At 62.3% G+C, this 14,976-nt stretch carries 10 protein-coding genes and 3 pseudogenes; 8 read left to right on the top strand and 5 right to left on the bottom strand.

Annotation, left to right across the window (positions count from 1 at the left end):
• The 5 genes from MOV76_RS33855 to MOV76_RS33835 form a co-directional block, all read right to left on the bottom strand.
• Nucleotides 1-1,423, bottom strand: a 1,423-nt coding sequence (locus tag MOV76_RS33855; protein ID WP_247266159.1) for a circularly permuted type 2 ATP-grasp protein, incomplete at its 3' end; no start/stop codon positions are given.
• 37 nt (nucleotides 1,424-1,460) lie between these two features.
• Entirely contained in the window at nucleotides 1,461-4,787 is a 3,327-nt protein-coding gene (locus MOV76_RS33850; RefSeq protein ID WP_247266158.1) for a DUF2126 domain-containing protein, read from the bottom strand.
• A 103-nt stretch (nucleotides 4,788-4,890) separates the two neighbouring features.
• Nucleotides 4,891-6,273, bottom strand: coding sequence for a sensor histidine kinase (locus tag MOV76_RS33845; protein WP_065278067.1), 1,383 nt, complete (start codon nucleotides 6,271-6,273; stop codon nucleotides 4,891-4,893).
• Entirely contained in the window at nucleotides 6,270-6,947 is a 678-nt protein-coding gene (locus MOV76_RS33840) for a response regulator transcription factor (protein WP_003542898.1), read from the bottom strand. Before MOV76_RS33840 ends, MOV76_RS33845 begins: the two co-directional genes overlap by 4 nt.
• 97 nt (nucleotides 6,948-7,044) lie before the next feature.
• A complete protein-coding gene (locus MOV76_RS33835) occupies nucleotides 7,045-8,913 on the bottom strand; it encodes an adenylate/guanylate cyclase domain-containing protein (RefSeq protein WP_222284664.1) in 1,869 nt (622 codons plus the stop codon).
• Nucleotides 8,914-9,348: 435 nt separating this feature from the next.
• On the opposite strand from MOV76_RS33835, the pseudogene MOV76_RS33830 reads away from it, so the two are divergent.
• From MOV76_RS33830 to MOV76_RS33795, 8 genes and pseudogenes are all read left to right on the top strand, one after another.
• Nucleotides 9,349-9,660, top strand: a pseudogene (locus tag MOV76_RS33830) (ornithine carbamoyltransferase); the annotation flags it as partial.
• A gap of 113 nt (nucleotides 9,661-9,773) precedes the next feature.
• Nucleotides 9,774-10,331 (top strand): annotated as a pseudogene (locus MOV76_RS33825) (ornithine carbamoyltransferase); the annotation flags it as partial.
• 434 nt (nucleotides 10,332-10,765) lie between these two features.
• Entirely contained in the window at nucleotides 10,766-11,251 is a 486-nt protein-coding gene (locus tag MOV76_RS33820) for a hypothetical protein (RefSeq protein ID WP_028733977.1), read from the top strand.
• A 212-nt stretch (nucleotides 11,252-11,463) separates the two neighbouring features.
• Nucleotides 11,464-11,688: pseudogene (locus MOV76_RS33815) on the top strand (hypothetical protein); the annotation flags it as partial.
• A 14-nt stretch (nucleotides 11,689-11,702) separates the two neighbouring features.
• The gene (locus MOV76_RS33810; RefSeq protein ID WP_047622423.1) at nucleotides 11,703-12,749 is read left to right on the top strand and encodes an ABC transporter substrate-binding protein; all 1,047 of its coding nucleotides are present in this window, start codon (nucleotides 11,703-11,705) and stop codon (nucleotides 12,747-12,749) included.
• Between the two features lie 379 nt (nucleotides 12,750-13,128).
• Nucleotides 13,129-14,073 carry a tripartite tricarboxylate transporter substrate binding protein gene (locus tag MOV76_RS33805; RefSeq protein WP_018243556.1) on the top strand — a complete coding sequence of 315 codons (945 nt, stop codon included), beginning with the start codon at nucleotides 13,129-13,131 and terminating at the stop codon, nucleotides 14,071-14,073.
• Nucleotides 14,070-14,561 carry a tripartite tricarboxylate transporter TctB family protein gene (locus MOV76_RS33800; protein ID WP_018072799.1) on the top strand — a complete coding sequence of 164 codons (492 nt, stop codon included), beginning with the start codon at nucleotides 14,070-14,072 and terminating at the stop codon, nucleotides 14,559-14,561. Before MOV76_RS33805 ends, MOV76_RS33800 begins: the two co-directional genes overlap by 4 nt.
• An 88-nt stretch (nucleotides 14,562-14,649) precedes the next feature.
• The coding region (locus tag MOV76_RS33795; protein ID WP_247266157.1) for a tripartite tricarboxylate transporter permease at nucleotides 14,650-14,976 on the top strand (327 nt) is incomplete at its 3' end.

The raw sequence follows: 14,976 nt of genomic DNA, 5'->3' as shown, positions 1-14,976 counted from the left end.
GGGCAAAACCGCCGGGCATGATCTGCCAGCCATTTGCGGTGCGGGCAGCGAAGACGCGAAGCGACATCGGCCGCGGCACGAGCTTGCCGTCCACCCAGGCCGGCGTCGTCGACAGCGTGACGACCTCCTGGCCGACCAGTTTGGGGCCGTCCGAACTCAGCCAGTCGGTGATTGAATCCTTGGCGGTGGCACGCAGCGAGGAGCCGAGCACGGATTCGCCGTTGTCGTCGAAGAAGGGTGCCCGGGAATAGGCCGGGCCGATGACCATCTTCTCGATATTCTTTGCGACGTGCTCACGCTCTTCCTTCTGGCCGCACCACCAGGTGGCGATCGAGGGCAGTTGCAGATCCTCCCCCAGCAGACGGTGGCAGATGGTCGGCATGAAGGCCAGAAGCGCCCGGGTTTCGAGAACGCCGGTGCCGAGCGCATTGACGATGGTGACGCTTTCGGCGCGCAGCGCTTCCACCAGGCCGGGCGTGCCAATATGCGAATTCTGGTTTAGCTCCAGCGGGTCGGCAAAGGCCGAATCGAGACGGCGCCAGAGCACGCCGATCGGCTTCAGACCGGCGACGGTGCGCACCATGACGCGGCCCTTGACGACGGTCAGGTCCTCGCCCTCGAGCAGCATGAAGCCGAGATAGCGGGCGATGTAGGCGTGCTCGTAGTAGGTCTCGTTGGCGGGGCCGGGCGTCAGCACGGCAATGCGGTCGTCGCCCGAATGTTTCATGCCCTGAAGCGCGTCGCGGAAGGCACCGAAGAAGGAGGCGAGACGGTGGACCGGGGTTTCGGCGTAGATATCCGAGAAGGCCCGGGTTGTCGCGACGCGGCTTTCCAGCGCGAAACCGGCGCCTGAGGGCGCCTGCGTCCTGTCGGCCAGCACCCACCAGTTGCCGTCAGGTCCGCGGCCGATCTCGAAGGCGCAGAAATGCAGATAATGGCCGGAGCCTGGCCGGATGCCGGCGAGCGGGCGCTGGAATTCGGGATTGGCGGCCATCAGCGCCGGCGGCAGGACGCCTTCCTCCACCAGTCGGTTGTCGCCGTAGATATCGGCAACGATCGCCTCCAGCAGGTCGGCGCGCTGGACGAGGCCCGCCGACAGTGTCTTCCATTCGCGCTCGTCGATCAGCACCGGGATATGCGAGATCGGCCAGGCGCGTTCGCCGGTGCCTTTGCTGCCATAGGCGCGGTAGAAGACTCCCGCATCCCTGAGGTAGCGGTCGGCGCGGGCGAAACGCTCGGCGAGATCCTTTTCCGGCATCGTGCTCAGATGCGAGAGGAAACGCTGCCAGACCGGGCGGACAGCGCCTTTGTTGTCGACCATCTCGTCAGCGGAACCAGGAAGCGGCGCATAGTCGAAGGCCGCATCCTTGACGATACGTTCCTCTGCCTCTCCCCTGCGCTCCGCTGCCGGCCTCTTACCCATCAAAATTCAGCCTTACCCCAGGCCCCAATCCTCGGCCTTAAATTCCGGCGGGCCGCCTCAAATCCAGCGTCAGCGGGAATTCAAGCGAACCTGTCTCGGCGCGCGGGATATAACCGCCCGCCGTATGTCCCCACGGCTCGAAGCGGGCGAGCCGCCTTGCTTCCGCCTCGTTGCCGTTGACCGGGAAGGTGTCATAGGTCCGGCCGCCCGGATGGGCAACATGATAGATGCAGCCGCCGATCGAACGCTTCGACCATGTATCATAAATGTCAAAAGTCAAAGGTGTGTTGATCGGCAGGACCGGATGCAGGCCGGAGGACGGTTGCCATGCCTTGTAGCGGACGCCGGCGACCGACACGCCGGCGGTGCCGGTCGGCGTCAGCGGCAGCGTGCGGCCATTGCAGGTGACGGTATAACGCGCAGTATTGCTGGTTTCGAGCCGCACCTGAAGGCGCTCGACGGAGCTGTCGACGTAGCGGACGGTACCGCCCGGCGCGCCTTCCTCGCCCATGACATGCCAAGGCTCCAGCGCCTGGCGCAGTTCCAGCTTCGAGCCCTCATATTCGACTTCGCCGCAGAAGGGGAAGCGGAATTCGAGCTGGGCCTTGAACCATTCCGGGCTGACGTCGAAGCCATTTTCACGAAGGTCGGCAAGCACGTCGAGGAAATCGGCCCAGACGAAATGCGGCAGCATGAAACGGTCATGCAGGGTCGTGCCCCAGCGGACGAATTTGCCGTCGACCGGGTTGACCCAGAAGCGGGCGATCAGCGCGCGCACCAGCAATTGCTGGGCAAGCGACATGCGTGCGTTCGGCGGCATCTCGAAGCCGCGGAACTCGATGAGGCCGAGCCGTCCGGTCGGGCCGTCGGGTGAGAACAGCTTGTCGATGCAGATCTCGGCACGGTGGGTGTTGCCGGTGACGTCGGTCAACAGATTGCGGAACAGGCGGTCGACGAGCCAGGGCAGCGGCTGCTGGCCGCGGCCGGGAGCGGCGATCTGCGCCATGGCGATTTCCAGCTCGTAGAGGCTGTCGTGACGAGCCTCGTCGATGCGCGGCGCCTGGCTGGTCGGGCCGATGAACATGCCGGAGAAGAGGTAGGAGAGCGAGGGATGGCGCTGCCAGTGGAGGACGACGCTCTTCAAGAGATCGGGACGTCGCAGGAAGGGGCTGTTGTTCGGATTGGCGCTGCCAACGACGACATGGTTGCCGCCGCCGGTGCCGGTGTGGCGACCATCGATCATGAACTTGTCGGCGCCGAGCCGCGTCTCGCGCGCCTCCTCGTAGATCGCCGTGGTGATGTCGACGCAATCCTTCCAGTTCGAGGCCGGATGAATATTGACCTCGATGACGCCTGGATCCGGGGCGACACGAATGACGTTGATGCGCTCGTCCTGCGGCGGCGGGTAACCTTCGATATGGACCGGAAGCTTGAGCTCGGCGGCGGCGTTTTCGGCAGCCGCGATCAGCTCGAGATAATCCTCGATGCGCTCGACCGGCGGCATGAAGACGCAGAGCCTGCCGTCGCGCGGCTCGACCGACATGGCGGTGCGCACGGTACCGCGGAGTTCACCGAGCGTCTGTTCGATGCGGCCGCGATTGCTCTCATCGGCATGGAAAGAGGCTTCCGGCATGGCCCGGCCGGCCGGTACGAAGACATCTGGCAGCGGTCCGCGCGGGATCGTCGGATCGGCGGGGTGGATATAGGGATAACGCGCCGGGGGAACATAGGGCAGCGTGCCGAGTGGCAGGCGGTAACCGATCGGGCTGTCGCCCGGGACGAGGAAGATCTTGCCGCGGCGGGTGCGCCATTTCTCGCTGATCCAGACTCGGCTTTCCGCTGCCTTGGCGTTCCATGCCTGGACCGGAAGGACGTAACCGGTCGCGACGGTGAGGCCGCGGGCGAAGACGCGGGCGATGCGGTTGCGTTCCTCGGGATCCTTCAGCTTCGAATTTGCCGGATCGACATTTTCGGGAAGGTTGCCTTCCTTGATGATCCAGTCGGCCGGATCCTCATAGGCCGGCTGCACCATCTCAGGTTTGATCGCCAGTTCTTTTGCGATCGCCGTCAGGAGCTTCTCGGCATCCTCGGCGGTGACGCCGGTATCCTTGCCTTCGGCGGCGACCAGATCGAGGTTCTGCCAGACCGGCTTGCCGTCGCGGCGCCAGTAGAGCGAGAAGGTCCAACGCGGCAGGCTTTCGCCCGGATACCATTTGCCCTGGCCGTAATGCAGGAAACCGCCGGGGGCGAAGCGTTCCTGCAGCTTGCGGATCAGGATGTCGGCCTTTTCGCGCTTGGTCGGGCCGACTGCTGCCGTGTTCCATTCCTCCGACTGGAAATCGTCGATCGAAACGAAGGTCGGTTCGCCGCCCATCGTCAGATGCACGTCCTCGGCTTCGAGGACGCGGTCGACCTTCTCGCCGAGTTCGTTGAGCTCCTCCCAGCTTTCATCGGAGAAGGGCTTGGTGATGCGCGGGTGTTCGGCGACGCGCGAGACCTTCATGTCGAAGGCGAACTCGGTTTCGGCCTCGCCGAAATAACCGCCGGAAATCGGAGCGGCGTTGCGATAATGCGGCGTTGCGGCAAGCGGGATGTGGCTTTCGCCGGTCAGCAGGCCGGACGTCGGATCGAGGCCAACCCAGCCGGCGCCGGGCAGATAGACCTCCGCCCAGGCATGCAGATCGGTGAAATCGACTTCGGTGCCGGAGGGGCCGTCGAGCGCCTTCAGGTCCGGCGTCAGCTGAATGAGATAACCGGAGACGAAGCGGGCGGCGAGGCCGAGATGGCGAAGGATCTGGACGAGCAGCCAGCTGGTGTCGCGGCAGGAGCCCTTGGCGCTTTCCAGCGTTTCCTCCGGCGTCTGCACGCCGGTTTCCATGCGGATGACATAGCCGATCTGCCGCTGCAGGCGGGCATTCAGGCCGACGATCATATCGACCGTCGGCTGGTCGGGCGACCAGTCGAGCGTCGGCAGCAGCGCCTTCAGGCGCGGACCGGCGGGCTCCGGCGTCATGTAGATCGACAGATCCTCCTGGATCGTTTCAGGGTATCCGAAGGGCCACTTGGTCGCCTCTTCCTCGACGAAGAAGTCGAAGGGATTGTAGACCGTCATGTCGGCGACGAGATCGACCTCGATCTTGAACTCCGTCACCGGATCCGGAAAGACATAGCGGGCAAGGTAATTGCCGTAAGGGTCCTGCTGCAGGTTGACGAAATGGTTGGAGGGCGTGACCTTCAGTGAATGGCTGAGCACCCGTGTCTTCGAATGCGAGGCAGGTTTCAGCCGGACGATCTGTGGGCCGAGGCGGACCGGCTTGTCATAGGTGTAATGCGTCAGATGATAGATGCTGGCTTTGATCGACATATTTCTCTTTTTATCCGGCGCGCATCGTCGTGCGGCTTGCTGTTCCCGAAAATCAGTGTGTGCAATGCAGCGAAAGAAAGCAAGGCGGAAAGGTCGACGGCTTTTACGCCGCCTTGGCAAAGGTGACGGCCGCCTTCAGGCCTTTTCCATCTGCGCCCGGCTCCAGCGTCAGGTCGGCGTTGAAAAGATTGGCGATTTCTTCGACGATCGGCAGGCCGAGGCCGGCACCGGGCGCACCGGACTCATTGCCGCGCGAAAAACGCCGGCGCACCGCCTCCAGCTTCTCGCGGGGAATACCGGGGCCATTGTCCTCGACTTCGAGGCGGATCGTCTCTGACGCGGCGATAATACGGACGGTGACCTCAGCTCCCTTGCCGGCATAGGCGATGGCATTGCCGGCAAGGTTGCGCAGCATTTCGCCGATCAGCAGCGGCTCGGCGCGGACCATCGCCGGGCTTTCGCCCTCGAAGCCGAGATCGATGCCGGCGACGGCGGCCGTGGGGATCTGCTCGCCGGTGATTTCCTGAGCGATGGCGGCAAGATCGATGGCGGAGGCGGTCAGTGCCTCCTTGGCGGTGGCGGCGTCGATCTTGGCCATCAGGAGAAGCTGGGCGAGGATGCGTTCGGCATGTGCCACCGCCTGGTCGCCCTTCAGTGCCGCTGCCTGCGCCTCATCAAGCGAGCCGGCGCGGGCGGAAAGGGCAAGCTGGGTGCGGATGATCGCCAGCGGCGTGCGCAACTGATGGCTGGCATTCCCGGTGAAATGGCGGAGCGCATCGAGCGCCGATTGCAGGCGGACCATGAAGGAATTCACCGTATCGACCAGCGGCTCGACCTCGCTCGGCACGGTCTGCTTAATCGGATGAAGGTCATCAGGGCTGCGTTCGCCGATGGCGTCGCCGAGCTTGTAGAGCGGACGAAGTGCCACCGTGACCGAGATCCAGACGATGACGGCCGCGCCCGCGATCATGAAGGCGAGGCGGAGTGCGGAGCGGACGAGGATCGCCTGCGCCAGCTGCCGGCGGGCAATGGTGGTTTCGGCGACCGTCACCACGAAGGGCACGGAGCGGATGCCTGTCGAGGCGGAGCGTTCGAGGGTGGCGACGCGGATCGGCTCGCCGCGGAAGGTGTCGTCGGCAAAGGCTGCGCCATCGCCGGGCGTCTTCTTCAGAACCGGCAGGGACTGGTAGCCGGTGATGAATTTGCCCGGCGGGCCGTCGACGCGGTAGAAGACGCGATCCTGCGCGGCCGAGGTCAGCATTTCAAGCGCGACATAGGGGATATCGACCTGCAGCGTGCCGTCTTCGGCGACGACGACGCGCTCGGCGATCGCCAGCGCTGAGCCGGCGAGCACGCGGTCGGAGACGATGTTCGAGGTCTGGACCGCCTCGCGATAGGTATCGGCGAGCGCCAGCGTGCCGATGACGGCTGTCGAGACGAGCAGCCAGAAGAGCAGCCGGCGCCTGAGGGAATAGGCGGCTTTCATGAGGCCTCGGGCAGCTTGTCGAGATAATAGCCGATGCCGCGTGCGGTCTTCACGGTCAGGCCGTGCGGCGAGAGGCGCTTTCGCAGGCGGCTGACATATTGCTCGATGGCGTTTGCGGAAATGTCGTCGTCGAAGGCGGTCAGCGATTGAATGATCGCCTCCTTGGCGACGACCTTGCCGGCCCGCATGAAGAGGATTTCGAGCAGGCCGAGCTCGCGGGCGGGAATATCGAGCGGCGTGGCGCCTGATGAAAAGGTGCGGGAATTGAGATCGAAGGAGATGCCGCCGAAGCCGACTGTCGCCGAGCGCAGCCCGGCCTGGCGGCGCAGCAGCACGCGCACGCGGGCCTCGAATTCGGCAATATCGAAAGGCTTGATCAGATAATCGTCAGCGCCGAGATCGAGCCCCTTCACCCGCTCTTCCGGCGTGCCGCGCGCGGTCAGGATGAGGACGGCCGCCTGGTTCTGCCGGGCGCGCATGGCGCGCAGCACGTCGAGCCCGTCCATCTCTGGCAGGTTGAGGTCGAGGATCACCAGATCGAAATTTTCCGCGGCGATGACCGCATTGGCAGACGCCCCATCATGGACGACATCGACGGCATGGCCCGTGCCGCGCAAGATCGCCGACAGGCCGTCTGCCAGCGCGATATTGTCTTCGGTGAGCAGGATGCGCACGGACGTTTCCCCTGTTTTTCAAAGGAGATTACAGAGGTGGCGGAGCGATGTCACAGCGATTTTGAAGATTCGGTGAACGGCCGGGAAAGGCTCGATCTCAGCTCCCGGTTCTTTCGATCTGCTCGCGCTGTGTCATCGCGGCGGCGAGGAGTTTCCGGAAGCGGGGATCGTCGCGGATGTTGTCGAGGTCGGAATCATTGTTGAACCATTTGATATGGTAGACGGAGCTGTTCGGCAGCAGCCTCTCAAGAAGGTCGATCGCCTGGTCGACATCGCCGAGGACGGAGTAGACGCAGGCGAGATTGTACTGCGCGACGATGTCATCGGGATCGATGGCGATCGCGCGGGCAGCCCAGTCGCGTGCCCTCGCCGCATCGCCGAGATGGGCAAGCGCCAGCGCGCCGCGATGGGCCGGGCCTGAATTTTCCGGATTGAGGTTCAGGGCGCGTTCGGCGCGCAGCAGGCCGAGGCTCGCCCAGTTTTCCGTGTCCACCATACGGCCGAGCGAGCGGTAGGCGGACATCAGATGGATCGGTGAGACATAGTCATCCGGACGGATTTCGGCAGCGCGGGTGAAATATTGAACGGATTCAGCAAAGTTACCCCGCATGAAGAAGAACCGGGCATAGTGGAAATTCGCCTCGAAGAGGTTCGGGTCGAGCGCCAGGGCACGTTCGAAGGCCGCCGCCGCCCTATCATCATAACCGCTCTGATGTAGGGCCAGGCCGTGCGAGGCATGGGCCTCGGGGAGGTCGGGATCAAGCGCCAGGGCACGAGCGCTCATGTCGAGGATGCGCCGCAGCGGCACGTCATCAGGAGCCCAATCGCGGATCGCCGCGTCGCAATCGGCAATGCCGGCATAGGCGCGAGCATAATCCGGGTCGAGCTCGACTGCCTTGCAGAACATGCGCCTTGCGAGCTGGAGATAGGATTTGGTCCAGGTGTGGGAGAGCTGGCGGCCCCTGAGATAATAGGTGTAGGCCTCGACATTGGCGGTTGGCTCCGTCGCGATCGCCTTCTTCTCTTCCGGCAACAGACGCACCTTCAACTGGCCGACGATCGCATGGGTGATCTCGTCCTGGATGGCGAAGATGTCGGTCATGTCGCGGTCGTAACGCTCGGCCCAGAGATGGTCGCCATTGGCGGTGTCGATCAGCTGGCCGGAAATGCGCACGCGATTGCCGGAGATGCGGACGCTTCCCTCGAGCACGTAGCGCACGCCAAGCTCCTGGGCGAGCCGCTTCACCTTCACCGATATGCCCTTGTAGGTGAAGATGGTATTGCGCGGCACGACGTGCAGGCTGGAGATCTTGGAGAGATCGGTGATGATGTCTTCGGTAATGCCGTCGGAGAAATAATCCTGATCGGCATCACCGCTCATATTGGTGAAGGGCAGTACGGCAATGAAGCAGGTATTGCGGTTCTGCGCCACCAATCTCGCGGAGGAGGGCGGCGCCAAGCTGACGGTATAGACCTGAACGGGCTGCCTGATGTTCTTCAGCATATGCTCGCCGATGAATTCGAAGCCGAGATTGAGACGCGAGCCGACCTGATCGCGCACCGAAGCCGACACGGCGATGCCGCCCGGTGCTGCGATACGCTCAAGCCTGGCGGCGAGATTGACGCCATCTCCGAATATGTCGCCGTTCTCGACCACGACGTCGCCGAGATTGATGCCGATGCGGAATTCGACGCGCTCGTCCTTGGGCACGTTCTCGTTGCGGGCCGCCATGCTGCGCTGGATTTCGGCGGCGCAGGCGACCGCGTTCACCACGCTCTGGAATTCGGCAAGAATGCCGTCGCCGGTGAGTTTGACGATCCGGCCCTTGTAGTCTGAAATGCGAATATCGACCAGCTCGCAGCGATGGCGGTTCAGCGCCTGCAACGTGCCGGATTCATCGATGCCCATCAGTCGGCTGTAGCCGACGACATCCGCAGCGAGAATAGCGCTCAGTCGTCGTTCCATGACCCCTCCCATGGATCTTCCCAGTTTAATCTAGCTTTTTATAGAGTTTTTGTCGCGTAGAGTCGTCCCCCGAATAAGAAATTCGGGCGGTTTCGACGTTTTAGACGCGGCAGCGCGACCATATAACGTCGTCGATCTTCATCAATACTCTATATGGGTGAAGGATGGAGCCAATCCCTAATCCTTTGTGATGAAAAGGCGATTCGTATCGGAGAAAAGCGGAGTGTTCTGCTTTGGTCGATACTTTCTGAATCGGCATCATAAAACCGATCGCGGATCGATTTAAGGCTTGAGCCGGACCCAGGGGCATGGCTTGGACGACGAATCGCGAGGTATCCAACGCGGTATGCAAAGTGATTCGCGGTTGCTTCGGCGATTGCCGTGAGGCCAGCGAAGGGTATTGTGGCGACGTTTCATGCCTGACGGAGATTTTAGATGATAGGTTCGGCCCGGAATTTTCTGGAGTTTCATGATATTCCGGAGGCCGGGCTTCGATCGATTGTCGCTCGCGCCGGCGAGCTCGCCGAAGCCTGGGATGAGCGTGCCATGCCACAGAGCCTTGCGGAAAAACGTGTCGCGCTGATTGTCGACGACGGCGGCTGGCGCAATACGACCGCCTTCGATCTCGGCATCCAGGCGATGGGTGGTATCTGCGTGCAAGTGCCGATCGCCTTCAATACCAGGGAGGAAACCGGCGATCTCTCGGGTTATCTCGGCAACTGGTTCGACATGCTGGTGATCCGCCCTAGAACAGGATGATTTTAGGCCCGATCGGCCTAAAATCTGAATCCTGTTCTAAATTAAATAGTTAGAGCATGATGTCGTCCGAAAACCGCCGACACTTTTCGGCATCATGCTCTAGGGAGCTTGCGACATTGAAGGCGGTGGCGGCGGCCTCGCCGGTGCCTGTCATCAATGCGCGCACACGCTCCAACCATCCCTGCGAGACGCTCGGCGACCTTGCCTATATCAAGAGCCGGCGCGGCTCGATCGACGGGTTAAAGGTCGTTGGCGTGGCGGCGGATGCAAATATCCTCCGCTCCTGGGCCGAAGCGTCGATCGTATTGCCGATCGAGGTGGTGCAGGTCTATCCCGAACGCTGGCACATCAGTGACGCCGCGCTGTTCAACGGGCGCTTCCGCGTGAGTAGCGATATGGGCGAGCTATCGGATGCCGATGTCGTCATCACCGATTCATGGCCGGGCGATGGCCCCTCGGACGCACTCGTCAGCTATCGGATCGGGACCGATGTGCTCGATCGTTTGCGGGAGGATGCGATCTTCCTGCCGTGCCCACCGGTGACGCGCGGTCAGGAGGTGACGGCCGCGGCGATGGAGCATCCGCGCTGCCTGAGCCGCGCCGCCAAGGCCTTTCTGCTGCATGCGCAGAATGCGCTGATGGAGTGGGTCGCCGCCTAGAGCGGTTCAGCTTTAAGGGAAGCGCAGAACCGCTCTAGCCTTTTGTTTTTACGCAATTCCCGGCAAAAGCGCTTCGCGCTTTGCCCGGGAAAACCGCTACACACTTTTCCTGCCTCGTTGAGCGATGGCGTTGGATATGATTTTGCCATCTTGGCTCTTGCGTGCTGTGTTGAGAACATCCATCGGATGCGATGGCCGCTTTCGGTGCGGCGTCGCAGCCAGGTCCGGACCTCGGTTTCAAGGGTGTCGCGACTGGCAAAGTCCTCATTGGCGCTGCGGTACCGCCGTCTTCTGGCGCCCGTCGGCAACATTCCACAGCCGAAGCTGAAGAACGATAGTACGCCATGCTGGACGCGCCAGCCATGGCCGCATAACTTAAACCAAACGGTCTTCGGCAAACCCGGGGCGGTTCCCCTTGAACGAGAGAACACACAATGCTTGGTTTCCTACGACGCAAAGCAGAGCCGGACCCATCAACCGAAATCCTGCGGATTCCGTCGAAAAAGTTCAACGCCGCAGTGGGTGCTGCTATGGCGGCCATTCATGAGTTAGAGAAGATCGCGACACGCGCAAAGTCTCGGATGAGGGATCAAAAGAGACCAATCGAGCAAGGAGACCTTGAGGAAGTCCTACGAATGCTGTCCGATGCACAGCGGCGAATTAATAGTGAAGTGGAAGATGAAATAGCAAAATCTGACGATCAAGGTGACACTGAATGGAACAAGGACGGGTATGATCTACTTGTGGCTCCAACTTTTCGAATGGCCAACTCACCTCAGGAAATAATTGATCTTGCGTTGAAAGCTGCAGACGGTGGCGCTAAGAGTGCTCGATTGCTTTATCAACTATTAGTTGCGGAGATGGATGTTGCTGTTGCGCGTCATTATGTGACGCTAAACACAGGCATCAGAACTGAATAGGAGCAAACCAGCTCAAATGTGGCTTAGATGCGTAGGGGATGCCTAGGCCGCGAAATTGGGTCGCCTACTAGGTAGGGTGCTCCCCGACCCCAAATGCCACTCAGCCCGCCCGCGTTCGCCCAGAGAATGGCTCCCTCCGTCAGCCCAATCCCGCTCCTTGAGCTTCCGGATGGCGATGGACGCCTTGTCGGCCAGTGCAGTGAGTTTGTCGATCAGGATATCTGCTCGATCGTTTGTCGGAGGATGCGATCTTCCTGCTATGCCCTCCGGTCAGGCGTGGCCAGGAGGTGACGGCCGAAGCGATGGAACATCCGCTCTGCCAGAGCCGTGCCGCCAAGGCCTTTCTGCTGCACGCGCAGAATGCGCGGATGGAGTGGGTCACCGTCTGGCCGGCGCCCTTGCTCCTCTCGGCGCGCTCGGGCATTGTTGCTGCATGAGGAGAGTTTTCATCTTGCTGCTGGCGCTCTGGCCGGGCTTTGCCCTGGCCGATCAGGTGTTCTATCCGGCAAAATCCGGCAATGCCGATGCGCCGGTACTGACGGTTTATTCCTCGCTCGACGAGCCGTTGGCGCAGCCGATGATCCGGGGTTTCCTGGAGGCCAATCCCGATGTCGCAGTCAAATACGAAGACATGCTGACTGGCGACATCTACGACCGGATCGTCAAGGAGACGGATGCCGGCAAGAGGACGGCGGATTTTGCCTTTTCCTCGGCGATGGACCTGCAGGTGAAGCTTTCCAACGACGGATATGCGCAGGTCAGCAACCTGCCGATGAGCGCTGCATGGCCGAAATGGGCGAACTGGCGCAACACCGCCTATGCGCTCACCTTCGAGCCGGCGGTGTTCGTTTATCACAAGCCGAGCTTTGCGCATGAGCCGGTGCCGAGCTCGCGGGCTGAATTCGTCGATTATCTGAAACGCAAGGGCAACGAGGTCTATGGGCGGATCGGCACCTACGATATCGAGCGCTCCGGCGTCGGCTTTCTTTTCATGGCGCGCGACCAGGAACAGTTCGGCGACATCTGGTCGGTGATCGGGGCGATGGGGGCTGCCGGCGTCAAGCTTTATTCAACGAGTTCGGCGATTCTCGAACGTGTTGCCGACGGGCGCTTCGTGCTCGGCTACAATATTCTCGGTTCCTATGCGGCCGACTGGGCCTCGCGGAATCCCGACGTCGGCATCGTGCTGCCGAAGGATTATACCGTGGTGATGTCGCGGATCGGGCTGGTGCCGCAGGCGGCCGCCGAGCCGGAGCTCGGGCGACGCTATCTCACCTTCTTCATGTCGAGGGAAGGGCAGACGATCCTGGCGCGCGAGCTGCAGATTCCGGCCGTGAGCCCCGAGGTCGCGGGGGAGAATACCGCCAATACGCTGCAGGAACTGCTCGGCGCCCAACTTCGGCCGGTGCCGGTCAGTCCCGGGCTGATGGTCTATCTCGATCAGGTGAAGCGGGCACGGCTGATCGCGCACTGGAACGAGGTTCTGCGGATGCAGTGAAGGCGTCAGCTTTCGGCGGGCTGGCCCTCCTTAGAGAGCTTTGGGTCGCTGCGCCCGTAGCTCTTATCAGAAAGGCTCGCGGCCATGCTTCGCGGCGGCCAGTGGTGCTGGCCATGCGGCAGCGAAGAACCGGAATGGGACGGCCGTCCGCCAATTACGGCAAAAAAGTGTCCTGTCCTTCTGGATATCTCGCCGATGTCAGCTAAATGACAGCTTGTTGTGGTCGCTTTGGCTACTTCTTCTCCGTGGAGGCGGAGAGCTGAAGCCTTGGGAGGTATTCCGCTCGTCATTCAGGACCCTTGCGTCCGCTGGCCGGCCCATTCCTCCCGATTCCCAGAGAACAACAGGCGGTCTGCTCAGCCGCCACGGAGGACACATCGTGAAGCATACGTTCATCGCAACTCTTCTTGCCGCGACTATCGCGCTGCCGGCCTATGCGGCCGATTACACCATCATCGCGCCGGCCGCTCCGGGCGGCGGCTGGGACCAGACGGCTCGTTCGCTGCAAACCGCGCTGCAGCAGGAGAAGATCTCCGGCAACGTGCAGGTCCAGAACGTCCCCGGCGCCGGCGGCACCATCGGCCTTGCGCAGTTCAGTAGCCAGGCTGCCGGCAACCCGAATTCGCTGATCGTCGGCGGCTATGTCATGGTCGGCGCGATCCTTACCAACAAGTCGCCGGTGACGCTCAAGGATGTCACGCCGATTGCCCGTCTGACCGGCGAGTATGAGGCCGTCGTTGTTCCTGCCGCGTCCGAGATCAAGACGATGGCCGATCTGGTCGCGGCGCTGAAGAAGGATCCGGGTGCGGTTTCCTGGGGCGGCGGTTCTGCCGGCGGCACCGACCACATCACCGTCGGCTTGATCGCCAAGGCTTCCGGCGTCGATCCGACCAAGATCAACTATGTCGCCTTCTCCGGCGGCGGTGAAGCCCTCGCCGCCATTCTCGGTGGCCAGGTCACGGCCGGCGTGTCGAGCTATAGCGAGTTCGAATCGCAGGTGAAGTCGGGCACGCTCCGTCTTCTCGCCGTATCCAGCGATAAGCGTATCGACGGCGTCGATGCCCCGACGCTGAAGGAAGCCGGCACCGACGTCACCATCCAGAACTGGCGCATGGTCGCCGCAGCCCCCGGCCTGTCGGCCGAGCAGGTGGCAAGCGTCACTGCCGATTTCGAGAAGCTGCACAGCTCCGCAACCTGGCAGGAAACCCTGAAGACCAAGGGCTGGGCCGACACCTATCTCTCCGGCGATGCCTTCAAGGCGCAACTCGAGAAGGATGTCTCCGCCACTGAAGGCATTCTTAAAGATATCGGACTTGTTCAATGAGCGAGGATAACACCTCCTCGGCAACCGAGCGTCGCCCTGATTGGGCGGCGTTCATCATTGCCGTTTTCCTCTTCGTCGTCGCCGGCGTGATGGCCTGGGATGCCTTGCATCTGAAAACGATCGCGCAGTACGACCGCATCGGTCCGGCGACAGTGCCTCAAGTGGTGGCGTTCGGCCTCTTCTGTCTCGGGATCTGGACTGCCTTCGAAGCCTGGCGCGGCGATTTTCCCGAACGGGACCGGCAGGAAGTCGCGCCCGTCATCTGGATCGTCGCCGGTCTTGCCGGCCAGATGCTGCTCCTGCGCGTCGCCGGCTTCTCGATCGCGACCGGCATCCTCTTCGCGCTGACGGCACGCGGCTTCGGCAAACGCAAGCTCTGGATCTCGCTGCCGCTTGGCATTGTCCTCAGCTTCGTCGTCTGGGCGATCTTCTCGCAGCTGCTGCAACTGACGCTGCCGGCCGGCCCGCTCGAACATCTGTTCTTCTGACCGCGCGGACGCGCTGTCAGCTCTTTTGATTTTGCGCGGCGCCTGACCCCGAAATCGGACGGTCGGGAACGCCGCTTGGGACACCAAGATGAGCACATTCGAATTCCTATGGCAGGGTATCCTGGTTGCGATGCAGCCGATGAACCTGGTTTATGCGCTGGTCGGCGTGACGCTCGGCACCGCCGTCGGCGTGCTTCCCGGCATCGGCCCGGCACTCACCGTGGCGCTGCTGTTGCCCGTCACCTACAAACTCGATCCCGGCGGCTCGCTGATCATGTTCGCCGGCATCTATTACGGCGGCATGTATGGCGGTTCGACGACCTCGATCCTGCTCAACACGCCGGGTGAAAGCGCCTCGATCGTCACCGCGCTCGAGGGCAACAAGATGGCGCGCGCCGGGCGCGGCGGACCGGCG

Origin of the sequence: Rhizobium sp. PRIMUS64 (assembly GCF_023006465.1) — a bacterium.
Taxonomy (GTDB): domain Bacteria; phylum Pseudomonadota; class Alphaproteobacteria; order Rhizobiales; family Rhizobiaceae; genus Rhizobium; species Rhizobium leguminosarum.
The sequence above is the reverse complement of the archived record's forward strand: the minus strand, read 5'-3'. Positions and strand labels throughout refer to the sequence as shown.

Bases quoted from the DNA above. Each gene is read 5' to 3' on its own strand.
- MOV76_RS33850 (WP_247266158.1), bottom strand. From the start codon at position 4,787: ATGTCGATCAAAGCCAGCATCTATCATCTGACGCATTACACCTATGAC.
- MOV76_RS33820 (WP_028733977.1), top strand. From the start codon at position 10,766: ATGCTTGGTTTCCTACGACGCAAAGCAGAGCCGGACCCATCAACCGAA.
- MOV76_RS33845 (WP_065278067.1), bottom strand. From the start codon at position 6,273: ATGAAAGCCGCCTATTCCCTCAGGCGCCGGCTGCTCTTCTGGCTGCTC.
- MOV76_RS33800 (WP_018072799.1), top strand. From the start codon at position 14,070: ATGAGCGAGGATAACACCTCCTCGGCAACCGAGCGTCGCCCTGATTGG.
- MOV76_RS33835 (WP_222284664.1), bottom strand. From the start codon at position 8,913: ATGGAACGACGACTGAGCGCTATTCTCGCTGCGGATGTCGTCGGCTAC.